25 protein-coding genes are annotated in these 24,054 nt (G+C 66.8%); 14 read left to right on the top strand and 11 right to left on the bottom strand.

All coding sequences use genetic code 11. The annotated features are described in order from the left end of the window. The first annotated feature begins 44 nt into the window (after positions 1-44). The gene (locus HNQ08_RS18505) at positions 45-524 is read left to right on the top strand and encodes a hypothetical protein (protein ID WP_229790117.1); all 480 of its coding nucleotides are present in this window, start codon (positions 45-47) and stop codon (positions 522-524) included. Positions 525-690: 166 nt separating this feature from the next. Here the strand turns inward: HNQ08_RS18505 and HNQ08_RS18500 are convergent, their stop codons facing one another. Then, complete coding sequence (locus HNQ08_RS18500; RefSeq protein WP_184135466.1) at positions 691-939, bottom strand: WGxxGxxG family protein; 249 nt, start codon at positions 937-939, stop codon at positions 691-693. A gap of 373 nt (positions 940-1,312) precedes the next feature. On the opposite strand from HNQ08_RS18500, the gene HNQ08_RS18495 reads away from it, so the two are divergent. From HNQ08_RS18495 to HNQ08_RS18475, 5 genes are all read left to right on the top strand, one after another. Further along, positions 1,313-2,359 carry an MBL fold metallo-hydrolase gene (locus tag HNQ08_RS18495; RefSeq protein WP_184135464.1) on the top strand — a complete coding sequence of 349 codons (1,047 nt, stop codon included), beginning with the start codon at positions 1,313-1,315 and terminating at the stop codon, positions 2,357-2,359. Next, positions 2,356-3,213: a phosphotransferase enzyme family protein gene (locus tag HNQ08_RS18490; protein ID WP_184135461.1), complete on the top strand. Its 858-nt coding sequence runs from the start codon at positions 2,356-2,358 to the stop codon at positions 3,211-3,213. Before HNQ08_RS18495 ends, HNQ08_RS18490 begins: the two co-directional genes overlap by 4 nt. Before the next feature lie 21 nt (positions 3,214-3,234). Beyond that, positions 3,235-3,900 carry a tRNA (guanosine(18)-2'-O)-methyltransferase TrmH gene (trmH, locus tag HNQ08_RS18485; protein ID WP_184135459.1) on the top strand — a complete coding sequence of 222 codons (666 nt, stop codon included), beginning with the start codon at positions 3,235-3,237 and terminating at the stop codon, positions 3,898-3,900. 83 nt (positions 3,901-3,983) lie between these two features. Continuing rightward, entirely contained in the window at positions 3,984-4,391 is a 408-nt protein-coding gene (mscL, locus tag HNQ08_RS18480; RefSeq protein ID WP_184135456.1) for a large conductance mechanosensitive channel protein MscL, read from the top strand. A gap of 117 nt (positions 4,392-4,508) precedes the next feature. Further along, a complete protein-coding gene (locus tag HNQ08_RS18475) occupies positions 4,509-5,765 on the top strand; it encodes an aminotransferase class V-fold PLP-dependent enzyme (protein WP_184135454.1) in 1,257 nt (418 codons plus the stop codon). 72 nt (positions 5,766-5,837) lie between these two features. On the opposite strand, the gene HNQ08_RS18470 is transcribed toward HNQ08_RS18475, so the two are convergent. Together HNQ08_RS18470 and HNQ08_RS18465 are read right to left on the bottom strand one after the other, a co-directional pair. Next, a complete protein-coding gene (locus tag HNQ08_RS18470) occupies positions 5,838-6,626 on the bottom strand; it encodes a TM2 domain-containing protein (protein ID WP_229790116.1) in 789 nt (262 codons plus the stop codon). A gap of 137 nt (positions 6,627-6,763) precedes the next feature. Next, positions 6,764-7,105: an FKBP-type peptidyl-prolyl cis-trans isomerase gene (locus HNQ08_RS18465; RefSeq protein ID WP_184135452.1), complete on the bottom strand. Its 342-nt coding sequence runs from the start codon at positions 7,103-7,105 to the stop codon at positions 6,764-6,766. A gap of 191 nt (positions 7,106-7,296) precedes the next feature. On the opposite strand from HNQ08_RS18465, the gene lepB reads away from it, so the two are divergent. Continuing rightward, positions 7,297-7,887 (top strand): signal peptidase I, encoded by a 591-nt coding sequence (gene lepB / locus HNQ08_RS18460; protein WP_229790115.1) that lies wholly within the window; start codon positions 7,297-7,299, stop codon positions 7,885-7,887. Between the two features lie 57 nt (positions 7,888-7,944). Next, on the top strand, positions 7,945-8,466 hold the full coding sequence (locus HNQ08_RS18455) for a hypothetical protein (protein WP_184135449.1): 522 nt from the start codon (positions 7,945-7,947) through the stop codon (positions 8,464-8,466). 21 nt (positions 8,467-8,487) lie between these two features. Here the strand turns inward: HNQ08_RS18455 and HNQ08_RS18450 are convergent, their stop codons facing one another. After that, entirely contained in the window at positions 8,488-10,080 is a 1,593-nt protein-coding gene (locus HNQ08_RS18450) for an ABC-F family ATP-binding cassette domain-containing protein (RefSeq protein WP_229790128.1), read from the bottom strand. A 255-nt stretch (positions 10,081-10,335) separates the two neighbouring features. On the opposite strand from HNQ08_RS18450, the gene HNQ08_RS18445 reads away from it, so the two are divergent. Beyond that, a complete protein-coding gene (locus HNQ08_RS18445) occupies positions 10,336-11,256 on the top strand; it encodes a DUF2268 domain-containing putative Zn-dependent protease (protein ID WP_184135444.1) in 921 nt (306 codons plus the stop codon). A 16-nt stretch (positions 11,257-11,272) separates the two neighbouring features. On the opposite strand, the gene HNQ08_RS18440 is transcribed toward HNQ08_RS18445, so the two are convergent. Together HNQ08_RS18440 and HNQ08_RS18435 are read right to left on the bottom strand one after the other, a co-directional pair. Further along, positions 11,273-12,082, bottom strand: a complete 810-nt coding sequence (locus tag HNQ08_RS18440; protein ID WP_184135442.1) for a manganese ABC transporter permease MntB — start codon at positions 12,080-12,082, stop codon at positions 11,273-11,275. A 98-nt stretch (positions 12,083-12,180) separates the two neighbouring features. Continuing rightward, a complete protein-coding gene (locus HNQ08_RS18435; RefSeq protein WP_184135439.1) occupies positions 12,181-12,903 on the bottom strand; it encodes a manganese ABC transporter ATP-binding protein MntA in 723 nt (240 codons plus the stop codon). A 78-nt stretch (positions 12,904-12,981) separates the two neighbouring features. Between HNQ08_RS18435 and HNQ08_RS18430 the strand changes: the two genes are divergently transcribed. Next, on the top strand, positions 12,982-13,791 hold the full coding sequence (locus HNQ08_RS18430) for a GNAT family N-acetyltransferase (protein ID WP_184135437.1): 810 nt from the start codon (positions 12,982-12,984) through the stop codon (positions 13,789-13,791). A gap of 22 nt (positions 13,792-13,813) precedes the next feature. Here HNQ08_RS18430 and HNQ08_RS18425 read toward each other — a convergent pair whose 3' ends face one another. The 5 genes from HNQ08_RS18425 to HNQ08_RS18405 all read right to left on the bottom strand — a co-directional run bounded on the left by HNQ08_RS18425 (position 13,814) and on the right by HNQ08_RS18405 (position 18,475). Beyond that, complete coding sequence (locus HNQ08_RS18425) at positions 13,814-14,728, bottom strand: carbohydrate kinase family protein (RefSeq protein WP_184135435.1); 915 nt, start codon at positions 14,726-14,728, stop codon at positions 13,814-13,816. Positions 14,729-14,790: 62 nt separating this feature from the next. Then, positions 14,791-15,468 (bottom strand): arginase, encoded by a 678-nt coding sequence (locus HNQ08_RS18420; protein WP_184135433.1) that lies wholly within the window; start codon positions 15,466-15,468, stop codon positions 14,791-14,793. 75 nt (positions 15,469-15,543) lie between these two features. Further along, positions 15,544-16,515, bottom strand: coding sequence for a GNAT family N-acetyltransferase (locus HNQ08_RS18415; RefSeq protein ID WP_184135430.1), 972 nt, complete (start codon positions 16,513-16,515; stop codon positions 15,544-15,546). Continuing rightward, entirely contained in the window at positions 16,512-17,489 is a 978-nt protein-coding gene (locus HNQ08_RS18410; protein WP_184135428.1) for a GNAT family N-acetyltransferase, read from the bottom strand. The genes HNQ08_RS18415 and HNQ08_RS18410 overlap by 4 nt, the downstream gene beginning before the upstream one ends. Further along, the gene (locus HNQ08_RS18405) at positions 17,486-18,475 is read right to left on the bottom strand and encodes a GNAT family N-acetyltransferase (protein ID WP_184135426.1); all 990 of its coding nucleotides are present in this window, start codon (positions 18,473-18,475) and stop codon (positions 17,486-17,488) included. Before HNQ08_RS18405 ends, HNQ08_RS18410 begins: the two co-directional genes overlap by 4 nt. A gap of 50 nt (positions 18,476-18,525) precedes the next feature. Between HNQ08_RS18405 and HNQ08_RS18400 the strand changes: the two genes are divergently transcribed. The 4 genes from HNQ08_RS18400 (at position 18,526) to gcvP (ending at position 23,872) form a co-directional block, all read left to right on the top strand. Next, on the top strand, positions 18,526-19,209 hold the full coding sequence (locus HNQ08_RS18400; RefSeq protein WP_184135424.1) for a PIG-L deacetylase family protein: 684 nt from the start codon (positions 18,526-18,528) through the stop codon (positions 19,207-19,209). Between the two features lie 90 nt (positions 19,210-19,299). Next, the gene (gene gcvT / locus HNQ08_RS18395; RefSeq protein WP_184135421.1) at positions 19,300-20,388 is read left to right on the top strand and encodes a glycine cleavage system aminomethyltransferase GcvT; all 1,089 of its coding nucleotides are present in this window, start codon (positions 19,300-19,302) and stop codon (positions 20,386-20,388) included. A 60-nt stretch (positions 20,389-20,448) separates the two neighbouring features. Continuing rightward, positions 20,449-20,814, top strand: coding sequence for a glycine cleavage system protein GcvH (gene gcvH, locus HNQ08_RS18390; RefSeq protein WP_184135418.1), 366 nt, complete (start codon positions 20,449-20,451; stop codon positions 20,812-20,814). 205 nt (positions 20,815-21,019) lie between these two features. Continuing rightward, the gene (gcvP, locus tag HNQ08_RS18385; RefSeq protein ID WP_184135415.1) at positions 21,020-23,872 is read left to right on the top strand and encodes an aminomethyl-transferring glycine dehydrogenase; all 2,853 of its coding nucleotides are present in this window, start codon (positions 21,020-21,022) and stop codon (positions 23,870-23,872) included. Positions 23,873-24,054: the final 182 nt, after the last annotated feature.

The following is a 24,054-nucleotide window of genomic DNA, read 5'->3' as shown; positions in this document are numbered from 1 at the left end:
GGTTCCTCTTGACCCCAGATCACCCTTCCGTCCCGTCCGCTTCTGTGACTACGAAGGCCCAGCGCCGTCGGGCTGCCCTGATTCGCTTTGGTCTGGTTGGTCTGACGGGGGCCGTGACGGTCACCATTCTGAACGAGAGCGTGCGGCGGATCCTGCCGCACGCGCCCCGGATCGAGGTCATCGGCGAGCGTGCGTTGGCTGGTTCACTGAGGGCCCTGCACGTCAATCCCCCGCAGGATGCGGCGCTGTACCGCTGGACCCTGCTGGCTGATCTGTTGTCGAACACGCTGTATTACGGGCTGGTGGGGCTGGGCGCACGCCAGGGAGCATGGCGACGCGGCGGGGGGCTAGGACTGGCCGCTGGTCTAGGAGCAGCGACGCTGCCCCGGCCAATGGGATTGGGACGTCAGCCAGGAGCCAGGGCGCCATTGACGCCCCTCCTAACCGTGGCGTGGTATCTGGCTGGTGGACTTGTGGCTGGCGCTGCCGCCCGGCAGCTCGCCCCTGAAAACAAACTGATATAGCTCCGGTACAAAGAGAGGGCATTTGCTCTTTGCACTTAATCCACGACAGTGAGCGACTCTTTTACGTCATCTCCCAAGCACAATGATGAACCCTGCTCCGCCTGCCATGAACAAATCATGGAATAGCGGGGCAGGGTTTCAAAAAGGGCTACAGACGGGGACGCGATCAGCGCGTCGTGGTTCCCGTGGTGTTCGTGGGGTAAGCACGGTCATCTCTGCGCCTCAGACCCGCCAGGCCTGCCAGGCCCAGCAGCCCCAGCCAGCCCCAGTCGAAGCCGTCATCATCTGTGGTGACCGGAGCCGTGGTGGTATTTGTAGTCGTCGTGTCCGTGGTGGTGTCAGTCTGGGCGAAAGCCGAGACAGGCGCAACAAGCAACAGGGAGAACAGCAGTGTGGACTGAGCAAGTCGTTTCATAGGTGGTCCTCCGGGGATGGATCAACCAGAACGTAGTCCGGCTGGTGAAGGAAGCATCGCATACTCACCTGAGGCTCTGCCTAATGGCCTTGTTCAGTAATCATCCATACTCTCTTTAACCTGTGCGAATTGTTGGAACGCGGAATTTGCAGTGAGCACAGGGGCCGTCGGCGAATTGGTGCGGTCCGATCAGGGCAGGCATGAATCCCAAAATGGGGAGCCACTTTCTACTTCGGGAATTTCGGTCTCTGCAAGAATCAGATCCTTCAACAAACGGTATCCGGTCGGCGCCTACATTGCTTATAGATCGCAGATCGCGGTGACCGGACTGGAAATGACGCTGTCTCTGGGCCAACTGCTCTAGGGTGCGACCATGAGTGCGCCCATCTCCACCCCAGTCCATGCTCCGCCGATTGCTGCCCGCCATGTCACCTCCGGTGGCACGCGGGTCTACACGCTGAACGTGCCGGCTTTTCCGCACTTCGCCGCGAACGTCTTTGTGGTGGTGCGGGGCGAGCCCGAGGCGCCCGAATACACCGCGCTGGTGGACACTGGCGGCAGCCACGAGGCCAGCACCGCCGCGCTGGAGGCCGGACTGACGGCCATCCGCCATGAGCACGCAGAGGCGGTGTCATGGGACACGCTGAGCCGCGTGGTGGTCACGCATCCCCACCCGGACCATGTGGCGGGGCTGCCGTTCGTGCGAACCCGGACGCCTGCGCCCGTCGCCGCGCACGAGGGAGCGGTCGGGACCATTGAACGGCCGCAGGGTGATCCAGTGGCGCGACAGACGGACATGGAAGACCATATTCGTTGGCTGGGCCTGATGGGCGCTGGCACCGAAGCGGAATATGCCGAACGTCTGCGCCGCCGCGCCCGAAATACCATGCTGCCTGAGGCAGTGACGGTGCAGACGCCCTTGCGGGATGGTGACGTGCTGGACGGGGTGTTCACCGTGATCCACACCCCCGGCCATGAGGGTTCGCAGGTCTGCTTGCGCGTGGACGATCTGCTCCTGAGCGCCGATCATCTGCTGCCGCGCAACTCGCCGCCTCTGATGCCCCGGCGGTTTCAGCGGGGGGCGGGGCTGGAGCATTACCTCGCCTCGCTGAATCGCATCGAGGAACTGGAGGGCGTAACCGTGGCCCTGGGCGGGCACGACGGCCCCATGACCGACTGGCGATCGCGGATCCAGCAACTCCGGGACCGTTACGATGACAAGTTACGCGCCGTGCTGGAGGCTGCCGCCGAGCCGATCACCCTCCATGATCTGACCCACGCCCTGCATCCCCGCCTGAAGTCCATTCAGGCCATCCTGCTGCTGGACCAGACGGCGGCGCTGGCCGAATATCTGGCCGGGCACGGAGAACTGCTGGAAACCCAGCGGGAGGATGGGGCGGCCCTGTTCAGACGGGCATGAACCCGCCCCTGGCACTTCTTGACGCCTGGAATCTCCGGTTACAGGGAGAACTGGGAGGTCGCCTGAACCGCCACTGGCAAGTCCGGGACAGACAGGAGAGGGCCGTTCTGCGCCGCTGGCATGCTCCTGAGGCCGAAGTGAGGTACGAGCTGGACGTTTTGAATCTGGTGAGCAGGACACACCTGAATCTCCCCCTCCTTAGACGCGGGCCTCAGGCAATGGACGGCGCGTTGTGGTCCCTGCATGACTTTGTGCCGGGCAACCCTGCCCCCCGTGAGGACGCCCGCAGGCGTGGGCGCTGGCTGGCTGACCTGCAGGCCCGCTGGCGGGATTTACCATGCCCACCCCCGCGCCCGGGCTGGAGCGATGCCCTGGACGTTCTGAACGATCCAGTCGCCGACGCACTGCTGGACGCCCAGGAGATCGCCCATCCCTCGAACGTGCGGCTCTGCCGATGGCATCTGCATCGTGCCCGCACCGCCCTGGCAGAAGTTCGCCCCGGTCCGCGCCCCCAAACCCTCATCCACGGTGACTTCACGCCCTGGAATCTTCGTGTGCAGATGGACGTCTGGACCGGCCTGCTGGACTTCGAGTTCACCCGTCCCGCTGATCCCATGGAGGATTTTGCCCTTGCCTGGCGTGGGGTCCATGACGATGTGGTGCGCGGTTACGCCGAACACAGTGCGCTGAACGATGAAGACCTCGCACTGCTGACCCCGCTGTGGTGGGCGCATCTGCTGGGCGCGGCGCTGCACGATCTGGAGCGGGGCATCCGGGACGATGGCTGGAGTACCCGGAAACTCCTGGTGCGCTCTCCGCTGATGGGAGCACTGGCCGCGCCGTATCCCGGCTGAGCTGCGTTACCCTGCGGTGTTATGACCCCCGAGCGCTACGCCAAAATTCTGCGGGTGCTGAGCAAACGCCAGCCCACCCTGACCGTGTTGATGGATCAGGTCAACAAGCCCCACAATCTCTCGGCCATCATCCGCACCTGCGACGCGGTGGGGGTCCTCACCGCCCACGCCGTGCCGCCGGGCAATGGCAAACCTCTGGATTTTGAGGGCAACACCTTCGAGGCCACCTCGGGCAGCGCGCATAAATGGGTGCGGGTGCAGACGCACGCGGACACGTTGGAGGCCGTGCGCGACCTGCAGGGGCAGGGCGTGCAGGTGCTCGCCACCCACCTCTCGCAGCGCAGCGTGGACTACCGCGAGGCAGACTACACCCGCCCCACCTGCGTGCTGCTGGGCGCGGAAAAATGGGGTGTGGCCGACGCGGCGGCGGACGCAGCGGACGCCAACATCGTCATTCCCATGTTCGGCATGGTGCAGAGCCTGAACGTCTCGGTGGCAGCGGCCACCATTTTGTTCGAGGCGCAGCGGCAGCGGCTGGCGGCAGGGATGTACGACACACCCCAGCTCGAGCCGAGCGAACTGACCCGGCTGGCCTTCGAGTGGGGCTACCCGGATCTGGCCCCGGCGTACCGCGAGCGGGGAGAAGCCTATCCAGCACTGGACGACCACGGCCAGATCATGGATTGAGCCCAGGTGTGGGCTGGGCCGTGGTTGCTGAGGGCACCAGCAAAACCATTGCGGTTCATCGTCAGATCAAGCACACTTCACAGATGCTCAGTGGATTCCAGAAGTTTCTGTTGCGCGGCAATCTCATTGATCTGGCGGTCGGTGTCCTGATCGGCGCGGCCTTCAGCAGGGTGGTGGACTCCTTTACCAGCGGCCTGATCCTGCCGATCATCGGCATCTTTGGTGGGGTGCCGGATTTCACGGCTCTGACCTTCACGATCAACGGCAGTATTTTCAAGTACGGCGCGTTCCTCACGGCGCTGCTCAGCTTTGTCCTGACGGCGGCCATCATCTACTTTCTGGTCATCGTGCCGGTAAATCACCTGACCGAACGCCTCAAGCGCGAGAAGAAGCCACCCGTGGTCGAACCCAGCAACGAGGAAAAACTGCTGGCCGAGATCCGGGACGTGCTCAAAGCCCAGTCCACCGGAAACGGACCTTCCAGGCTCTAGAGGGTCTGAAACCTGTTCGGGACGCGGCACGGGTGCCATAGTGAGGGCCATCCTTCCTCGTGGTGTCGTGCGGACATGCCCAACACAGCCACGGGCGGAGGCGCGTAGCGTGAGCATATGAGCGATTTTCCCACTGACCCGACCGACACCGACTGGAGCTACCAGACCGCTGCCGTCCACACCAGTATTCCGCGCGGGTTGGGGCAGACGGTGGGCCTGCCCATCCACGCCGCCGCCGCCTTTCAATTCGACACCCTGGCGCAGGCACAGGACGAGTTTCAGAACAACACCGGCCTCAGCTACGCTCGCCTTCAAAACCCGACTGTCCGCGCACTGGAAGACCGGATTACCGCGCTGGAGGGCGGGGCGAGCACGGTGGCGCTCGCCAGCGGACAGGCCGCCACCCTCACGGCCCTGCTGAGCGCGTGCCGCGCCGGGGATCATGTGGTGTCGGCGTCCAGCCTGTTCGGGGGCACCACCGGCATGCTGAACAACATCCTGCCGCTGATGGGCATTTCCGCGACGCTGGTGGACAATACCCCCGACGCTGTGCGGGCCGCCATGCAGGACAACACCCGTCTGGTCTGGGCCGAGATGATCAGCAATCCCGCCGGGGACATCGCCGATCTTGACCCGTTTGCCGGGATTGCGCACGAGCACGGGGCCCTGCTGGCCATCGACAACACCTGCGGCGGCGTGGGCTACCTGTGCCGCCCGCTGGAGTACGGGGCAGACATCGTGTCGCAGTCCCTGACCAAGTGGGCGGGGGGGCACGGCAGCGTGATGGGTGGAAGCGTCACCGTGGGGGCCCGGCAGGACCTGAGCCGCAACCCCAGCTACACCGACGGCGGCGAGAACAGCGTCTTGAAAGTGCGTGGCGACGCGGCCCTGGCTTGGCGGCAACGCTGGCTGGGGGCCAGTCAACTGGGCATGACCCTGGCTCCCCACAGCGCCTTTCTGATCGCGCAGGGCCTGGAGACGCTGGCGCTGCGCCTGTCACGCGAGTGCGAGAGTGCGCTGGAACTGGCCCGCTGGCTGCAGACCCAGCCCGGCGTGGGCAAGGTCAGCTATCCCGGTCTGGAGGGTCACCCCTTCCATGACCAGGCCGGGCGCTACCTGCGGCACGGCTCCGGCGCGGTGCTGGCTTTCGAGGTGCCAGACCCCGCCGCCTTCCTGTCACGTCTGCGCGTGCTGCGGATCGCGCCCAATCTGGGTGACGTTCGCACTCTGGTCGTCCACCCCTGGACCACCACCCACGGGCGCGTTCCCGAAGCCGCCCGACTTGCCGCCGGGGTGACCCCCCAGACCATCCGCATGAGCGTGGGCGTGGAAGACGTCAAGGACCTGAAGGCGGATATCGCCGGGGCGCTGTAAAACACCGCTGAAAAATCTACAGAGCAAACCGTCCAACCGCTTCCTGCCTTCGTTGGACGGTTTGCTCTTGTCTTACAGCCAGGGCTTCTTGCCCACCAGATAATCGCGCTGAAAGTCCGTGTCGGATTTGGTCAGATACAGGATGCCCTCGATCAGGCCCAGCAGGCCCAGCGCGCTGCTGACCAGCCCGGCCAGCGGCAGGGTGATGATCAGACCGAGTCCGAGCGTGAGCAGGCCAACCAGCAGGGCCAGCACCCAGACCCCGATGTTGACACCCAGGATCATCAGGCCCTGGGTGTTCAGGCCCAGGTAAAACTTGTGGATGCCCAGACTGCCCAGGAAAATAGCCAGCAGTCCGGCGATCAGGCGTTTCTGGGCCACGTCGCCCGCCGGCGAGGCGTCCGGAGCGTATGGCCTGACGGGGCGCTCGTCGGCCTGGGCCATGGGAGGCTGCGGGATGGGGCGCTGAGGCTCGCCCCAGGCATCCAACCCGGGCGCATTGGAGCGCGGTGGGGTCTGCGGCTGAGTCTGGAAGCCATTACTTTGCGGTGCACTAGACGGGGGCGGGTTCCCTGTGACCCGCGAGATCCAGTCCTCGGGGACAGCAGCCGGGGCGGGACGCGCGGGTTCAGGAATCCGGAGATCATGTGCCTGGGCAGGGGCCTTGCTGAGGTTGGGCGTGCCAGGATCGCGCTTGCCCATGTCGGGGCCGAGAGGTCGGGCCGAGCCACCCGGATTTGGGCTGCCCAGCACATCATCCATCCACGAGGGCGCATTGCCCTGCGGTCTGCTCCCGCCCTGCCCGGTCTCGCTCACCGGGTTGCTTCCCGTCGGAGCCTGCTGATCGTCAGGATTCGTCATGATTCACATTACGCCCCCAACCGGGCCGGGGTTGCGTCCGCCGAAAGAGGCAGACGCCAGTGCCGGTGGCCCGGATCGTGCAGGAGGGCAGAAGGGGGATCAGACAGAGCTCTGGGCGAGCTGCTCAGGACGAATTTTCAGCGCACATCCACCAGTTCCACATCGAAAATCAGCGTGGCGCCGCCGGGAATCACGCCGGGAACGCCCGCCTCGCCGTACCCGAGCGAGGCTGGGACAGTCAGTTTGGCCTTGTCCCCCACCCGGAGTTGCGCGATTCCCTGGTCCCAGCCCGGAATCACGTAACCCACGCCCAGCGGGAATTCGATGGGTTCACCCCGGTCCCGGCTGGAATCGAATTTCTGGCCGTTCTCCAGCATGCCGGTGTAGTGGACCCGGACCATCTTTCCAGTCTGGGCGGGAGCCCCACTGCCTTCTTCGTACTTGTCAACCTTGAGTTGGGGCTGTTCGGAGGTGCTCATGCCCCGCAGGGTAAAGCCGAATTTGGAAAACTCCTCTAAATTCTCAAGCGACGGTAAAGGTGCCGCCCGGTTGAGTGGCCAGCGTGCCCACCCAGAATTCCATGTGCAGGCTGTCTGACCCGGCCTCCCGTTCAACCGCTAGAGATGGGGTGGGATTCCCAACCCGGCCCACTCTGCTAGCCTGGGCAGCCGTGAATCCGGTGCCCCGACCTCCAACCAGCCCCTGGAAACAGGCCTGGCGAATCTGGATTCTGGGGGCGCTGTTGCCGGTGTACCTGCTGACCACCTTCGTGGGCACCCTGGCCCGCGTGGACGGCGACTCCATGAATGACACCCTGCACACCGGGGACCTGCTGCTGTTGCTGAAATACCCGCGCTGGTTGCGGGCCGCCCATCTGCCCACGTCGTATCCACGCCGCGGCGACCTGCTGATCTTCAAGGCTCCGGCAGACAGCCCATACAGTTATGAAACGGTCTGGGGCGTGCGCCACCGCCCCTACAACGTCAAGCGCGCTGTGGCGCTGGAGGGTGACACGGTGGCTATTCAGGAGGGGCGCGTCGTCCTGAACGGCAAACCGCTGGCGGAGAGTTACGCCAGCGACGGTTTTTCGCGGGACCAGCCCGCGCTGACCGTGCCGCCGGGCAAGGTCTGGGTGCTGGGCGACAACCGCCGCCTGGGGGCCAGCCTGGACAGCCGTGTGTACGGCCCGGTGGACCTGCGCGACGTGGCGGGACCGGCCAACCTGCGCTTGTGGCCCCGGCCAGGGCTGGTCCCGCGCTGACGCTCCCCTGATCGCAAGCCGGGGGGAGTCCTCACCGGGAATTGCTACCGTCCGTGTATGAACGCTTCTTCCCTGTTGACCGCCGCCGCGCTGACCCTGGGGGCCGCCAGCCTCGGCATGGCGGGCGCGCAGACGCTGGTGCCCTTCAGCGACCCCAAACTGCCCTTCAAGGTCAGCCTGCCGCAGGGCTGGCTGGGGGCCGATTTTGCCGACGGCACTTCTGGCGTCAGTCTGGTGTCGGCCAAGGCCCCGCCCGCCACACTGATCCGGCTGCTGTTCATGCCCAAGAACGGCGCGGCGGTGGACCTGAACACCGAATTCAGCAAGTTCGAGACCGGCCTGAAATCCAGCGGCGTGACCATCAAGCAGCTGTCCAGCAAGGCCGCCCGTTACGGCGGTGTGGGCGGCACCGAGCGCGAATACAGCGTGACCCATCCGCAGGGCCAGCTCCGGATTCGCGTGTGGTACGGCAACGGCGCACGCAACCTGTATTCGTTCCAGCTGACCGACTCGCCCGAACGTTACGCGGCGGCCAACGCCTTGTTCAGCAAGGTGCTGGCGACCGTGCGTTTCCAGTAGGCCGGGAACGGGCACGGCCCCCTAGTCCTCCCTGACCTCGCCGCCGTCCACGGTCCACACCCGCGTCGCCACCCGCCCGATCAGGGCGCGGTCATGGCTGGCGAGGAGGACGGTGCCGGGAAAGTCCAGCAGGAGCGCCTCCAACGCCTCAATGGCGCGGATGTCCAGGTGATTTGTCGGTTCGTCCAGCACCAGCACCTGCGCCCGCGTGACGCTCAGGCGGGCCAGGCTCAGGCGGGTGCGCTGCCCGCCAGACAGACCGGCCAGAGGAAAGGATGGTCCGCCCGGCAGGCCCAGCCCCGCCGCCACCTCGTACAACTGGTGCGGGGTGAGTTCTGCGTTGGCGTCCAGCAGGGCGTCCCCCACCGTCTCCAGCCCGGACAGTTCCTCGCCGTGCTGCCCCGCCGTGTAGAGGGTCAGTCCTGGTCCCCACCGCACCTCTCCCCGGTGGGGCAGTGTCCCCAGCAATGCGCCCAGCAACGTGCTCTTGCCGCCGCCGTTCGGCCCCGTCAGGGCGATGCGGTCTCCCCGGCGCACCTCCAGATCAACGCCGCGCAGAATGGCCTGTCCCCCGCGACAGACGCCCAGTTCCCGCACGCTTAGCACCTCGCAAGGACCGTGCGGGGCCGCAGGTAAATCCAGGCGCACGGCGCGGCGATCCTGAAAAGGTTTGGCGGTGGCCTCGGCGTCCAGGCGCTCGATCTGTTTCTGCATCGCTTTCGCCCTGGCCGAGAAAATCTGCTGCCCCCGTTCTGCCTTGTGGGTGGACCGGAACTTGTCATTGTCTTTTGCACGGCGCCGGTTCTCCTCCACCCCACCCTTGCTGGCCTGACGGCGCTGCTCTTCCTCCAGCGCCGCCCGCTTGCGCTTGAAGGCCGCGTAATCACGCTCCTGCGCCTCGCGCAGCGTCGCCTTGAGTTCCATTGCCACCGTGTAAGCGCCCGGATAGACAGTCAGCGTGCCGCGCTCCAGTTCTGCCGTGCGCCCCGCCACCGCGTCCAGAAAAGCACGGTCATGGCTCGCCAGCACAAAAGCGGCTGCCGAGTCACGAATCCAGCCCTCCAGCCACGCCGCGCCGTCCGCATCCAGGTGGTTGGTGGGTTCGTCCAGCAGGTACACGTCGGCGGGCGAGAGCAGCAGCCGCGCCAGCATCATGCGGCGGGTCTGGCCGCCGGAAAGTTGCGTGCTGTCCAGGTCAGCCTCCAGCCCCAGGCCGCCCAGTACGCCCGCCGCCCGCGCCCCGAAGTCGTAGCCTCCGGCCAGCCGGTACGCCTCCTCGGCCTCCGCGAAGGTGTGCACGGCAGCGTCATCGGCGTATTCCAGCCCAGCGGAGGCCACCTCGAACGCCCGCCGTGCCCGCTGCAATTCGGGGGGAGTCACGGCGTCCAGCAGCGTGCCCGCCCCGATTTCGGTGTGTTGGGCCAGCAGGGCCACTCGCCCTGCCCGCGTCACCACACCCGCGTCCGGCATGTCCAGACCGGCCAGCACGCGCAGCAGCGTGCTCTTGCCGCTGCCATTTTCCCCGATCAGCGCCAGACGCTCGTCAGCACTGATCTCCAGATTCACACCTTCAAAAACCATCTCGTCGCCGTAAACACGGGCGACCTCTGTCATACGCAACAACACACAACCCCCTGCGGGCGAAGGCCATCCCAGACCTGCTGGGAGGACGATTCAAACCGTGATTACAGGTGGTTGGGGCGCAACTGGAAACATCCTTTGAGTGGGGGAAGGCCGAACGCCGGGCAGCCCGGAAGCGTTGACACGAGTTTAACGCGGCCTGCCCACACTAGGCCAGATGTCATAGCGGCGCGGACTTGACCCTGACGCGGCGTGAGGTCTTACGGTGCGGGGCAGGAGGTCACGCACATGCACATCACTGAAATCGACACCCTGGGCGCCCTGCGCGAGGTGCTCAGGCGCCCGGAAGACCAGCAACTCTCCCTCTTCCGCCAGAGCGTGATGGAACCGCTGCGCCCTGTCTGGGAGAACATGCTGCGCTACCTGCCCGGCGGCGCGGGCCATGATCCGGCGCTGGCGGCAGCCCACACCATGCGGCTGTATCTGCCCGACATGGGCCGCGAACAGGGCCTGGCCGCGCTGGACATGCTGGAGCGGGCGAACGTTCAGCAAGATAATCGTGCCGCCTTGCAACAGGCCATTGACGAGTTGCGCCCCACCGAGCATGGCCTGACCCTGCCCGAAGTCCGTCTCGCCGTGCTTCTGGCCTCACCGGATGGACTGGGCGAGGCGGGCTACACCGGGGCGGGCAACACCCCTGGCTGGGTCACGCTTTCGGTGTGGCCAGGGCCGCACAACCTGTGCAAATTGCCCGCCGTCACGGCGCACGAATTCAATCACAACGTCCGCTTCGGCCTGCCCGACTGGACCTTTCCCATGTCGCTGGGCGCGTATCTGGTGGCCGAGGGGCTGGCCGAGTCCTTTGCGGCGGCCCTGCATGGCCCAGGGAGTCTGGGGCCGTGGACGACGACGCTGGGCCTGGACGAATTGCGAAGCCTTCAGCCGCGCTATCAGGCCGCGCTCAATGAGCAGGACTTCGGGGTGGTGCGCGGCTACATCTTCGGCGACGGGGTGATGGCGGCCTTTGCTGGCGGACGCGCGACGCCGGGGCTGGGCAGTTCCGGTCTGGGCATTCCCGATCACGCCGGGTACGCGCTGGGCTACCGCGTGGTGCAGGACTATCTGGCCCGCACGGGGCGCACGCCTGCCGAAGCGACGTATGACCCCTGGCGCGTGATTGCGGCGCAGTCGGGCTGGTTCACGGTCTAACCCCTGGCACAGGCCCTTATTCCCTGCGCCGGAACAGCAGCACCAGCAGGAAGACGGCCGTGTTCACCAGCACAATAGTCGCGCCTGTGGCGGTGTCCAGGTAATAGCTGAGGTACAGCCCGACCACGCCGCCCAGGATGCCCAATGCGGCGGCTAGCGCGATCATGCGCGGCAGGCTGCGGGCCAGCAGGCGGGCAGCGGCGCTGGAAGTGATCAGCAGGCTGACGCTCAGGGTGGTTCCCACCAGTTGCACGGTCAGCACCACCACCAGCCCGATCAGGATCAGCAGCAGGCTTTCGAGCCTGCGGACCGGCAGACCCACCGCCCGCGCCTCGGTGGGATCGAAAGAAGCCAGCAGCAGTTCCTTCTGGACTGCGCCCAGCACCGCGCCCACCACCAGCGTCACTGCCAGCGCTCCCCACAGGTCCGCGGCGGTGACGCCCAGCGGGTTGCCGATCAGAAAGTGGCTGAGGTCCGAGGTAAAGGTGGGCACCCGCGAGAGCATCACGATGCCCAGCGCGAACATGCCCACGAACACGATGCCGATGGCGCTGTCCTGCTTGAGACCGCTGCGCTGCCCCACCACGCCGATACCCAGCGCGGTCAGCACGGCGGCCACCAGCGCCCCCAGCAGCAGGCTGCCGCCCGACAGGAAGGCCCCCACGATGCCCGGCAGCACCGCGTGGCTCATGGCGTCGCCGATGTAACTCAGGCCGCGCAGCACCACCCACGCGCCCACCAGGGCGCACAGCACGCTGACCAGCCCCACCGCCAGCAGCGCACGCACGAAGAAATCAAACTGCAGGGGGTCAGTGAGGAAGTGCATCAATCCGTCCAGGGGTTTTCTTCCCTTCTGCCGCACCTAGTGAGGAGGAGGCTGCCGGGCAGGCCAGCAAAATCAGCAGGTTCAAATCCGGCCCTCCCCTAAGCCTCGGCATGCGTGTGTCCCAGAAACGACGTACTGAAGGTGGCCTCGATGTTCTGCGTCGTGTAGACCTCTTCGGGCGTGCCGTCGGCCACCACGCGCCTGTTGATCAGGATCAGGTGATCGCACCAGCGCCGGGCCTGTTCCAGGTCGTGGGTGACCATCACCACGGCGCGGCCCTTGTCGGCCTGGGCGCGCAGCAGGGCCATCAGTTGCTCCTGCGTCGTGGCGTCCACGCCGGTCAGGGGCTCGTCCAGCAGCAGTAGGTGGCCGTCGCGGACGAGCATGCGGGCCAGCAGGACACGCTGGCGCTGGCCGCCACTCAGGGCACCGATGTGGCGGTGGCGTAGGTCAAACACGCCCGTTTCCCGCAGCGCCGCCGCCACCCGCTCGCGGTCTGTGCGCCCCGGCCAGCGCAACCAGCCCAGGCGGCCGGTGCGGCCCATCATCGCCACGTCCCAGACCGTGACCGGAAAGCCCCAGTCCAGCGTCTGCTGCTGCGGCACGTAGGAGATGCAGTTCTGCGCGGTGTGGCCCGGATCGAAACGCACGGCGTCGTGGTGAGCGGGCAGCAGGCCCACCAGTGTCCGCAGCAGCGTGGATTTGCCCGCACCGTTGGGCCCGATGATGGCCGAGAAGCTGCCGGCCTCAAAGCGCACGCTGGCGTCCTCCAGCGCGACTTGAGAGCCGTATTTCACGGTGAGATGTTCCACGCCCAGCACCGGGGCAGTGTACGCCTGATCCGGAGTTATTGCGAGAGGTTTATCAAGAGGGGACCAAGCGCTGGGCTAAACTGAGGAATGTGCGACACCCCGCTTGCCCCTTCCCAGTCCGTTCTGCTGGCGGCATACGACGCCCAGTTGCGCGAGGGGGCGGAGATGGTCGGCGCGGACAGCGTGGACCGCGCGGGACCGCTGTGGCGCGGCACGTTCGGAAACCGGGGCTTCGTGTCGTATCGCTCGCTGGACGGCCTCACGGGGCAGGCACTGAACGACCTGATCGCGCAAACGGTCGCGCATTACGCCGCTGACCCGCAGATTCTCAGCTTCGAGTGGAAGACGCGTGGGCACGACGCGCCCGCCGATCTGCCCCAGCGCCTGAGCACGCATGGCTTTCACGCCGAGGACACCGAGACCGTCATGCTGGGCGAGGCCCGCCTGCTGAACCAGCCTGTGCCCCTGCCGGAGGGCGTCACGCTGCGCCGCATCGACACCCTGGCGGACCCGTACCCGGACATGGTGCGGGCGGCCCGCGCTCAGGAACAGGCTTTCGGGCAGGCCTTCGACGTGGACCGCTTCGTGCGTCACATCGAGCAGGGCGCAGGCCGCGTGGAACTGTGGGTGGCCGAAACCGCGCAGGAGATGATCTGTGTGGGCCGCCTGGAGGTCATCCCAGACACCGAGTTCGCCGGATTGTGGGGGGGCGGCACCGTCCCCGGCTGGCGTGGTAAAGGCATTTACCGTGCCCTGACCGCCGCCCGAGCCCGGTCTGCCCTGGAACGCGGCGTGCGCTACCTGCACAGCGACTCCACCGAATTCTCCCGCCCGATTCTGGAGCGCAGCGGGCTGCTGGCCGTCACGACGACCACCCCGTATGTCTGGCAGCGCTGAAACGTCTGCCTTAGCCTTCTGCTCAGCGCTCCCCCATCGCCTCCAGGTCCGCCCGTGTGGGCGCGTAGGCCCCGGCGTGGGCGCAGGCGGCGGCGGCAGCTTTCAGGCCCAGCGCCAGATGCTCGGTCCACCGCGCCTGCGGGCGCTCGGTGGCCGAAACCAGCAGTCCGGCGCACAGCGCGTCGCCCGCACCCACCGTGTCGACCACCTCCACTGGGAAGGCCGGCACGTCGGCCCGCCCCGCCGCGTGGTACAGGCTGGCCCCCTGCGCCCCACGCGTGATCACAATCGGCGCACGCGGATTCCAGCCGCGCAGGGTTTGCAGCGCCCCCGCCTCCGGGGTGCCGGGGAAGAAGAAGGTCAGATCCTCATCGCTGAACTTCAGCAGGTCGGCCTGGCGGGCCACGCGCTCCATGACCGCCGGGTAGGCGCGGTGGCGGTGGGTGATGCGGGCGTTGGGATCGAAACTGATCTTCACGCCCGCCGCGCGGGCCTGTCTGACCAGCGACAGCAGCGTGTCGGCCAGCGGCCAGCGGCTCAGGCTGATCCCGCCCACGTGCAGCCATTTGACCGCCTCCAGCCAGCCCTCCGGCAACCCGGACGGGTCAAAGTGCAGATCGGCGCTGTTCTCACCCAGAAAGCGGTAGGAGGGCGGGTTGGCGCTGTAGACCACGGCCATCAGGGTGGGGGCAGTCACCCGTTGCAGGAAGCGCAGGTCCAGCCCCGCCTCGGCGGAGGCGCTCAGCAGGTCATCCCCGAAGTTGTCCTGGCCCACCGCTCCGGCAAAAGCGCTGGGCACCCCCAGGGCGGCGCAGGCCCGCGCCACGTTCCAGCCCGCTCCGCCGGGATGCGCTGTCCAGGCTGCACCCCCGGCGGTCACGAGGTCGGTCAGGGCTTCTCCGGCACTTACGATCAGCGGCAGGGGTGAGGGTGACATAGGTGAGGGCGAGGCTAGCGCGGGGAGACGGGCTGGGGGCCTGAACGTCTAAAGGGCTGGGTTCAACCGTCAAATCGCAAACGGCTCAGAGGGCTCGTCAGCGTTTCGCAGTTCAGCTGCTGGGCGAGGGCCAGAAATTCCTTGTCGTGCGCCGGATTCGTCCACGCCGGAGATTGAACGAGCAGTAGCGTCTCCACTTGGCCGGGAGGCGGCAGGGGCAGGGCTCGGGTCAGGGTGACGCGTTCCAGCACTCCGGGCGCGAGCAGGGGCAGCACCTCCGCGCGGGTGCGCCCCAGATCGAAACCCTCGGCCACCGGGAGGTCTGCGTGCCACTCCGGATACAGGCAGGTGTACCGCTGGATCAATCCGGCCCGCAGGCCCAGACCCGCCCAGTTACCGGGGCGCACGCGCAGGGCGTCCCCGCTGAAGCTGGCGAGGTCATGGTGCGAGTCGATGTTCAGCACGTCCCGGCCTGGAAACCGCTCCAGCCATCCCCAAGCGTCCGCATGGCTGAGGGCCACGAACGCGGGCATCCCGACGTACTGCGCCAGAGCCTGCCAGCCGGAGAACAGCGGGAAATCGGCGGCCAGCACATTCCAGTCCTGCCCGCCCCGTTTCCGAACCCGCTCCCGCCAGGCGGCCAGCCGGTCATGCTCAAGATCACGCGTGCCCCAGATCGGCGCGTCAAAGATCAGTTCACGCGTGCCGGAATAGGCGTCCCAGTCAATGCTCAGCAGCACGGCAGGGAGTCAGGGAGACGGGGCAGTGACGGGGACAAGGTCATGCCCCATCTTCCCTCACCGTCCTGCCAGGCGTCAGAACTGCCGCAGATAGCTGACCGTCGCCGGATCGCGCACGAAGCCCAGGCGGTCATTGACGCGCAGCATGGGCGCGTTGTCGCTGGCGTTGTCGGTGCGGATGGTGGGCGCACCCAGCGCACGCACCACGCCGATGGCCGCGACTTTCAGGGCCGTGGCCACCCCCCGGCCACGCCACTCGCGGGTCACGCCGGTCAGGCCGGTAAATAGTTCGCGGCTCGCCTCGCTGCGGAAGAGAGTCGTCTGCCCGATCCATTCGCCCCCGGCCTCTGCCACCAGATACGCTTGCGGCAACAGGCCAGGATCGCCAAGCACAGCGTCCTTGAACACCTGAAAGCTCAGCGGCGTGACCGGATCGGCGCGTGGCACGTCCCCGCGCACATCGGACATCAGGGCGTGCAAGCGGGTGTGTAGGTCCGGCATGTGCCCGGCCTGCAACTCCGCGAGGCTGCGAATGCGGACGCCCTGCGCGGCCAGCGCAGCGAGCAGTGTGCGAAACGGCGCGTCGTCGAAGGCGGTCACGTCCAGCGAACTGGTGAAGTAGCGCTTGCCTGCCGTGAAGCCGCGCCGCGCCAGGAAACCCGGCGCGACAGGATGGTCCTCGCGGGCCAGGATACGGGCCTGCTGCGCGTCGTGTTCGCGCAATATTCCTTCCAGCGCGTCCCAGAGGGCACCGCCCACACCCCTGCCGCCAGACGCGGGGTGGACGGCCAGCTCCAGCACATAGCGTTGCGGGTGGTAGGCACCGGGATTCTGTGAATAGGCGGCCATGCCGCGCACCTCGCCGTCCTGAAGGGCCACCAGCACACCCGCCCGGTAGCCCCAGTCGGTCTGTTCCTGCTGGCGCTTGCGCAGTTCCCTGGCACCCCAGGGCTCGTGGGGCTGGGCCAGGGATAGCAGGTGGGCGGCAGCGTCCCATTCCGCAGCGGCCCACTCCCCGTCCCCGATCGGGCGGACGGTCACGCTCATACGCCGCCCCAGCGCATCTCGATGTAGGCGGGACGCGGGCGGAACCCCAGGCGTTCGTTCAGCGCCAGCATGGGACGGTTGGTGGTGGCGTTGCCGGTCCAGATCTCGCGGACGCCGCGCCGTTTTGCCAGCTGGAGGGCCGCGATCTTCAGCGCCAGCGCCAGTCCATGCCGCCGCCAGGCCCGGCGCGTGCCCGTCAGGCCAGTGTCAAGCCGTCCCGGATCGGTGTCATTCAGACGCAATTCGGACAGGGCCACCACCTCGCCCGCTTCCGTGACAGCCAGCAGCGTGCCTTCAGGGAAGTACTGGGGAGCGTTCAGCAGGCGGGTGCGGAAGTCCTCCAGGGTGTGTGGCGTGGGCGGCGAGGAGCGCGGCACGTCCTCGCGCACCTCGGCGAAGGCGGCATAGTAGGCGGCGATGGCGGCGTCCAGGCCAATCTCTGCCGTCAGCTCGGCCAGGGAGACGGCCCGCACGCCACCGGGCAGTTTCGATTCCCCGGCCCAGGCGGAGGCTTCGAACCCGCTCATCTCCAGCACGTTGTCGAAATACCGTAGCGTCTCAGAAAAGCCGCGCCGGGTCAGGAACTTGACGGCCCACGGCTCCTCCTCATACGCGCCGGAGAGGATTTCACGCGCCCCACGTGCCCGCAGGTGCGTTCCCAGCGTGGCGGCCAGCTGTGCGCCCACCCCCCGCCGTCCGTGTTGCGCAGGCACCAGCACCTCGGCCCAGTAGCGGTCCGGATGGTACATGCCAGGGGATTGCAGGGTCAGCGCCATGCCGCGCGCCACGCCTTCCTCCTCGGCCAGCCACTGCGCCACATGCAGCCCCAGCGAGTGCCCGCGCAGCTCGGCAATCTCGTGTGCCCAGGTCTGCGGCGTGACCGGGTGGCGTGGATTAGCCTCGCTCATCAGCTGGGCCAGGGCAAGGATGTCGGCGTCGGTGGCGGGGCGGACGGTCAGGGTGGTGGTGGTCATGGCGTGTCCTTCAGGTTCAGTTCGTAGCGGTAGCGGGTGGAGGTGCGCTTGAACCCCAGCACCTCGTTCATGCCGATCATGGCGACGTTGGGCGGATCGTTGAAGGTGCGGATCTCGCCGCCGCCCGAGGCGGCCAGGGCGCGCATGGCCGCCACCTTGAGGGCCTTGGCCAGACCCTTGCCCCGCTCCCCGCGCTTCACGCCGGTCATGCCGATGTAGTAGAAGCCAGAAGGATTGCTGCCCAGCGTGCTGTAGCCGACGCAGGGGCCGGTCAGCGGATCATTGACGCCGGGCCGGATCGCCACGAAGGAAAGATCGGAGGCCAGCGTGGGGTCGTCCAGCTCCTGCCGGACCCAGGCGTCCAGCGGGCGCTTGGTGAGTGTCATGCCCATCGGCACGTCCTGAAACAGTTCCCAGTCCAGCTCCCACAGCCAGCGGTTGCGCTCTGGCTCGGCCCTCAGATCGGTCAGCGAGCGCAACTCAATGCCCTCCTGGGCCACCGAGGCCATCAGGTCGTCAAAACGGGAGAGGTCCACACCCGCCGTGTCCAGCCGCGACTCGTAACGTTCCCAGGTCACCCTGAACCCGCGTGTCTCCAGAAAAGCCCGGCCCGGCGCGTCGGTGGCCTCGTCGCTGGACATGGTCCGGATCTCGCGCGCCCCGCGTTCACGCACCCGCCGCAGCAGTTCGTCGTACAGCGCCGAGCCGATGCCCTGTCCCCTCGCGTCCGGGTGAACGGCCAGATTGCCGGAATAGCGCCAGTCCTCGAAGGCGAAATCGTCATGGCCGATGCCGCCCACCCCCACGATGCGCCCCCCCTGCTCGGCCACCAGCTGGGTGTTGAACAGGGCAGGGTCGCGCGCCTCTTCCCAAGACTGAAGAAGGTCAGGGGTAAGCGGCCAGGCCGGATTGCTGGCGTTCAGCACCTCCGCCACGGCGGCGTAGTCCTGTGGTTTGCGGAAGTCCCGCAGCGAAAAGGAAGTCATGCCGGCATTGTGGCCTCGCCCGATTCCGCCGCGCATCCGCCAGCACGCTTATGCTGACGGGCATGTCCGCTGCCCAGAAAATGAAACTCCTGCTGATCGTTCCCCACCCTGACGACGAGGTCTACGGCGCGTCCGGCACGCTGATGGAGCTGCTCGCGCAAGGCCACCGCTGCGGGCTGGTCACCCTGACGCGCGGCGAGGCGGGCCGCACCCTGGGGCTGGCCGAGGGGCCGGAGGAACTGGCCCGCATGCGCGCCGCCGAACTGGCCGCCTGCCTGGAGGTGATCGGTCTGACCACCACCCCCGGCAGCGTCCACGAACAGCACACCTTCCCCGACAAATATCTGAAGGATCAGCCACTGGAAAACCTGGTGGAGGTGGCCCGCGAGGCGATGGTCCGCCACCGCCCGGAGACGGTGCTGACCTTCCCGCCCAACGGCAGCAACGGCCACCCGGACCACGTCACCACCCACCGCGCCGTCAAGGCCGCCTGGGACAGCCTGCCGGAGGGGGAACGCCCACAGCTGTGGTACTACGCCAGCGACACGCCCCCCGAGAACGAGGCGTTGCGTGCCGAGTGGCTGCCGCCCAACACCCGGCATGACGTGACCGCCCACATTACCCGCAAGCTCCAGGCCATCGCCTGCCACCGCACCCAGGCGCTGAGCACCGTGGACTTTATCCGCAAGTTCCCCGAGCGCGTCACGCTGGAAACGTTTTACGCGCTGGAGTGAGGGGGCGCTGATCAGGCCCTGTGCGTCCAGCAGGCTCTGCGCGTCCGGCACGCCCGGACACACGCCCCCCCGCTCGGCTACCATTTTGGGGTGACCCAGACCCCCTCAAGCCCGCCAGAGCCGACGCTCAAGCGCACGCCGCTTCACGCCGCCCACCTGCGGGCCGGGGCGCGGATGGTGCCCTTCGGCGGCTGGGACATGCCCGTGCAGTACGCGGGCCTGAAAGCCGAACACGACGCCGTGAGAACGTCGGCAGGCGTGTTCGACGTCTCGCACATGGGCGAGTTCCGCGTGACCGGCCCCGGCGCGCTGGCCTTCCTGCAGGGCGTCACCACCAACGACGTCAGCAAACTGCGCCCCGGACGCGCCCACTACAACTGGCTGCCGGGCGAGGCGGGCGGCCTGATTGACGACATCTACATCTACATGGTGGCCGAAGGCGAGTACCTGCTGGTGGTCAACGCCGGGAACATCGACAAGGACTGGGCGCACTTGGAACGGCACGCGGCAGGCCACGACGTGACGCTGTCCAACGAGTCGGAGAAATGGGCCCTGCTGGCCGTGCAGGGGCCGAAGACGGCGGAACTGCTGCAACCTTTTAGCGACACCGATCTGGCGGCCAAAAAGAAGAACGCGTACTTCGCCGCCAGGCTGTTCGGCTTTGACGTGATGCTGGCCCGCACCGGCTACACGGGAGAGGACGGCTTCGAGGTCTTCGTGGACGCCAGCGAGGCCGAGACGCTGTGGGACAAACTGCTGGCCATCGGCATCACGCCCGCGGGTCTGGGCGCGCGCGACACGCTGCGGCTGGAAGCCGGCTTCCCGCTGTACGGCCACGAGTTCTCCGACACCATCCATCCGCTGAGCAGTTCTTACAGCTGGGTGGTCAAGGACAAGGAACACCTGGGCCGCGCCCACATCACCGCCGCGCCGCCGCAGCGATTGATCGGGCTGAAGCTGGAGCGCGTGCCGGTACGCGAGGGTTACCCGGTGTATGCCGACGGCGGCGTGCAGGTGGGTACCATCACCAGCGGCAGCAGCAGCCCCACGCTGGGCCATCCCATCGCGATGGCGCTGATAGACGCTGCCCACGCTGGAGCGGATACCTTTGAAGTCGAGGTGCGCGGCAAGCGGCATCCGGCGGTGCGCGTGGGCTTGCCGTTCTACCGGGGCGCGTAACCTGCCCCGCACGTTCCCCCGCCTACAATCCCTCCCCCCCTTTGCACAGGAGAATCAAGCATGAATACCCCCTCTGAACTGAAGTACGCCGCCTCGCACGAGTGGCTTTCCGAAGACGGCACCGTCGGGATCTCCGATTTTGCGCAGGATCAACTGGGCGACGTGGTGTACGTGGAGTTGCCCGAGGTGGGCCGCGAGGTCATGGCGGGCGACACGGTGGCCGTGGTGGAATCGGTCAAGACTGCTTCCGACATCTACGCCCCCGCCAGCGGCACCATTACCGCCGTCAACGACGAGCTGAGCGGCAGCCCCGAACTGGTCAACTCCTCGCCCTACGAAAGCGGCTGGCTGTTCAAGCTGGACGTGACCGAGGAGCGCTCGGACCTGATGGACGCGGCGACGTACACCGAAACCGCAGAAGGGTAACCCGCTGGACTGGAGGCTGCCAACGGGTGACCGGCTTCTGAATGCGGTCCCTGCCTGCCCCCTCTGTCGCTACGAAATCTCTCCTCACAGGGGAGAAAAAAGATGCTGATCTTCTGCTGTTAATCCCTCCCCGCAAGGGGAGGTTGGGAGGGGGTGAGCCGAAATCACCCACCGTACTCTCCCCTTCTCTTTAAGGAGTCTCCCCATGACCCGTCCCCTCTCCGAACTACTGAACACCAACGATTTCACCCGTCGTCATATCGGCCCCAGCGAGCAGGAACAGGCCGAGATGCTGCAAAGCCTGGGTGTCGCCAGCCTGGACGAGCTGATCGAGACCACGCTGCCCGAAGCCATCCAGTTTCACGGCGAGCTGACGGCGGGGCCAGGGGTCACCGAGGCGCAGGCGCTGGCGGACCTAAAGGCGGTGGCCCGGAAGAACAAGGTGTTCCGCAGCTACATCGGGATGGGGTACGCGGGGACGCACACGCCCGGGGTGATCGGGCGCAACATGCTGGAGAATCCAGGGTGGTACACGGCCTACACGCCGTATCAGGCCGAGATCTCGCAGGGACGCCTGGAGATGCTGCTGAACTTCCAGCAGATGGTCATGGACCTGACTGGCATGCCCGTATCCAACGCTTCTCTGCTGGACGAGGCGACGGCGGCGGCAGAAGCCATGACCCTCGCCAAGCGCCAGGGCAAGAGCAAGGGCAACGTGTTCTTCGTGGCCGACGACGTTCACCCGCAGACGCTGGGCGTGATCCAGACGCGGGCAGAATATTTCGGCTATGAGGTGGTCACGGGCGATCCGTCCGGCGAATTGCCCGACGGCGTGTTCGGCGTGCTGGCCCAGTACCCCGGCACTTACGGCGACCTGCGGGACCTCTCCCCCATTGCCGAGAAGACGCATGCAGCGGGCGCGGCGCTGATCGTGGCCGTCGATCTGCTGGCCTGCGCGCTGGTAACGCCGCCCGGTGAACAGGGCGCGGATATCGTCGTGGGCAGTGCCCAGCGATTCGGCGTGCCAATGGGTTTCGGCGGGCCGCACGCGGCGTTCCTGGCGTGCCGCAGCGAGTACCAGCGCTCCATGCCGGGCCGCGTGATCGGCGTCAGCAAGGACAGCCGGGGCAGGAATGCCCTGCGGATGGCGATGCAGACCCGTGAGCAGCACATCCGCCGCGAGAAGGCCACCTCCAACATCTGCACGGCGCAGGCGCTGCTGGCGAACATGGCCGCCGCCTATGCCGTGTACCACGGTCAGGAAGGGATCCGCACCATCGCCGAGCGCACCCACCGCATGGCCGGTATCCTGGCGCGGGCGCTGACGGACGCGGGGTTGAGCGTCAACGACACCTTCTTCGACACGCTGACCTTCGGCGGCGACGCGGCGGCCATCCGTGAGCGGGCCGAGGCGAAGGGCATCAACTTCCGTTATGAAGGCGAACGCGTCGGCGTGACGCTGGACGAGACGGTCACGCCCGCTGACCTCTCCGACGTGATTGAGGCGATCACCGGAAGCGCGATGGACGTGGTGACGCTGGATTCGGGGGCGGTGGACGGCATTCCCGCCGACCTCAAGCGGACCTCCGAATACCTGACGCATCCCACCTTCAACACGCACCACAGCGAACACGCCATGCTGCGCTACCTGAAAAGCCTGGAGAACAAGGATTACAGCCTGACCCACGGCATGATCCCGCTGGGCAGCTGCACCATGAAGCTGAACGCCACCGCTGAGATGATCCCGGTGACATGGCCCGAATTCGGCGCGCTGCACCCCTTCGCGCCCACGGACCAGACCGAGGGCTACGCGCAGATGCTGACCGAGCTGGAAGGCTGGCTGGCCGACATTACCGGCTACGACGCCGTGTCCCTGCAACCCAACAGCGGCGCGCAGGGCGAGTACGCGGGCCTGCTGACCATTCGCAAGTACCACGAGAGCCGCGGCGAGAGCCACCGCAACGTCTGCCTGATTCCGGCCAGCGCGCACGGCACCAACCCGGCCAGCGCGGCCATGATGGGCATGAGCGTGGTGGTGGTCAAGACCGACGCCGAGGGCAACATCGACTTTGATGACCTGAAGGCCAAGGCCGAGCAGCACAGCGAGAACCTGGGCGCACTGATGATCACCTACCCCAGCACGCACGGCGTCTACGAGGCCAACGTGACCGAGGTCTGTGATCTGATCCACCAGCACGGCGGGCAGGTCTACCTGGACGGCGCGAACATGAACGCGATGGTGGGCGTCGCCAAACCGGGGCTGATCGGCAGCGACGTCTCGCACCTGAACCTGCACAAGACCTTCGCCATTCCGCACGGCGGCGGGGGGCCGGGCATGGGGCCGATTGGAGTCAAGGCACACCTCGCCCCGTTCCTGCCCAACCACGCCGTTGTTCCCACGAGCGACAGCCCCACCGGGGCCGTGAGCGCCGCGCCGTACGGCAGCGCCAGCATTCTGCCCATCTCCTACCTGTACATCCGGCTGCTGGGCGCGCGGGGCCTGCGCGAGAGCACCAGCGTGGCTCTGCTGAACGCCAACTACATCGCGCAGCAGCTGTCGGGCGCGTACCCGATTCTGTACAGCGGGCGCAACGGGCGGATCGCGCACGAGTGCATCATCGACATCCGGCCCCTGAAGGCCGACAGCGGCATCAGCGAGGAGGACATCGCCAAGCGCCTGATGGACTACGGCTTTCACGCCCCCACCATGAGCTTCCCGGTGCCCGGCACGCTGATGATCGAGCCCACCGAGAGCGAGCCGAAGGCGGAACTGGACCGCTTTATCACTGCCATGCTGGGCATCCGCCGCGAGATTCAGGAAGTGCAGGACGGCCTGATTAAGGCGGAGGACAGCCCGCTGAAGCACGCGCCGCACACGCAGGAAGACCTGATTTCTGCCGACTGGAACCGGGCCTACAGCCGCGAAGTGGGGGCTTTCCCCACAGCCTCACAGAAGGCGTGGAAATATTGGCCCGCCGTCAACCGCGTGGACAACGTGTACGGCGACAGAAACTTCGTGTGTAGCTGCCCGCCGATGGAAGAATGGGTGGGGGCTTAAGACCTCAAAAGAGGAGATGTTCGGCGGTCTGAGAGACTAGAACCAATCTCAACCTACCTTTACGCGTGCCTGAGCTGAAGCTGGGGCACGCGCAACCTTGTTTGGGGCGAGGCTAGATAGCACTCTCTCGCCAGTGTTGGGGCAGAAGGTATACGGGCAAGGTAGCCTGCCAACAGGCAAAC

The sequence above is a fragment of the Deinococcus humi genome (assembly GCF_014201875.1).
Taxonomy (GTDB): domain Bacteria; phylum Deinococcota; class Deinococci; order Deinococcales; family Deinococcaceae; genus Deinococcus; species Deinococcus humi.
This window is presented reverse-complemented; position numbering and strand designations above follow the sequence as displayed.

Bases quoted from the DNA above. Each gene is read 5' to 3' on its own strand.
- HNQ08_RS18500 (WP_184135466.1), bottom strand. From the start codon at position 939: ATGAAACGACTTGCTCAGTCCACACTGCTGTTCTCCCTGTTGCTTGTT.
- HNQ08_RS18495 (WP_184135464.1), top strand. From the start codon at position 1,313: ATGAGTGCGCCCATCTCCACCCCAGTCCATGCTCCGCCGATTGCTGCC.
- HNQ08_RS18490 (WP_184135461.1), top strand. From the start codon at position 2,356: ATGAACCCGCCCCTGGCACTTCTTGACGCCTGGAATCTCCGGTTACAG.
- trmH (WP_184135459.1), top strand. From the start codon at position 3,235: ATGACCCCCGAGCGCTACGCCAAAATTCTGCGGGTGCTGAGCAAACGC.
- mscL (WP_184135456.1), top strand. From the start codon at position 3,984: ATGCTCAGTGGATTCCAGAAGTTTCTGTTGCGCGGCAATCTCATTGAT.
- HNQ08_RS18475 (WP_184135454.1), top strand. From the start codon at position 4,509: ATGAGCGATTTTCCCACTGACCCGACCGACACCGACTGGAGCTACCAG.
- HNQ08_RS18470 (WP_229790116.1), bottom strand. From the start codon at position 6,626: ATGACGAATCCTGACGATCAGCAGGCTCCGACGGGAAGCAACCCGGTG.
- HNQ08_RS18465 (WP_184135452.1), bottom strand. From the start codon at position 7,105: ATGAGCACCTCCGAACAGCCCCAACTCAAGGTTGACAAGTACGAAGAA.
- HNQ08_RS18455 (WP_184135449.1), top strand. From the start codon at position 7,945: ATGAACGCTTCTTCCCTGTTGACCGCCGCCGCGCTGACCCTGGGGGCC.
- HNQ08_RS18450 (WP_229790128.1), bottom strand. From the start codon at position 10,080: ATGACAGAGGTCGCCCGTGTTTACGGCGACGAGATGGTTTTTGAAGGT.
- HNQ08_RS18445 (WP_184135444.1), top strand. From the start codon at position 10,336: ATGCACATCACTGAAATCGACACCCTGGGCGCCCTGCGCGAGGTGCTC.
- HNQ08_RS18440 (WP_184135442.1), bottom strand. From the start codon at position 12,082: ATGCACTTCCTCACTGACCCCCTGCAGTTTGATTTCTTCGTGCGTGCG.
- HNQ08_RS18430 (WP_184135437.1), top strand. From the start codon at position 12,982: ATGTGCGACACCCCGCTTGCCCCTTCCCAGTCCGTTCTGCTGGCGGCA.
- HNQ08_RS18425 (WP_184135435.1), bottom strand. From the start codon at position 14,728: ATGTCACCCTCACCCCTGCCGCTGATCGTAAGTGCCGGAGAAGCCCTG.
- HNQ08_RS18415 (WP_184135430.1), bottom strand. From the start codon at position 16,515: ATGAGCGTGACCGTCCGCCCGATCGGGGACGGGGAGTGGGCCGCTGCG.
- HNQ08_RS18410 (WP_184135428.1), bottom strand. From the start codon at position 17,489: ATGACCACCACCACCCTGACCGTCCGCCCCGCCACCGACGCCGACATC.
- HNQ08_RS18405 (WP_184135426.1), bottom strand. From the start codon at position 18,475: ATGACTTCCTTTTCGCTGCGGGACTTCCGCAAACCACAGGACTACGCC.
- HNQ08_RS18400 (WP_184135424.1), top strand. From the start codon at position 18,526: ATGCTGACGGGCATGTCCGCTGCCCAGAAAATGAAACTCCTGCTGATC.
- gcvH (WP_184135418.1), top strand. From the start codon at position 20,449: ATGAATACCCCCTCTGAACTGAAGTACGCCGCCTCGCACGAGTGGCTT.
- gcvP (WP_184135415.1), top strand. From the start codon at position 21,020: ATGACCCGTCCCCTCTCCGAACTACTGAACACCAACGATTTCACCCGT.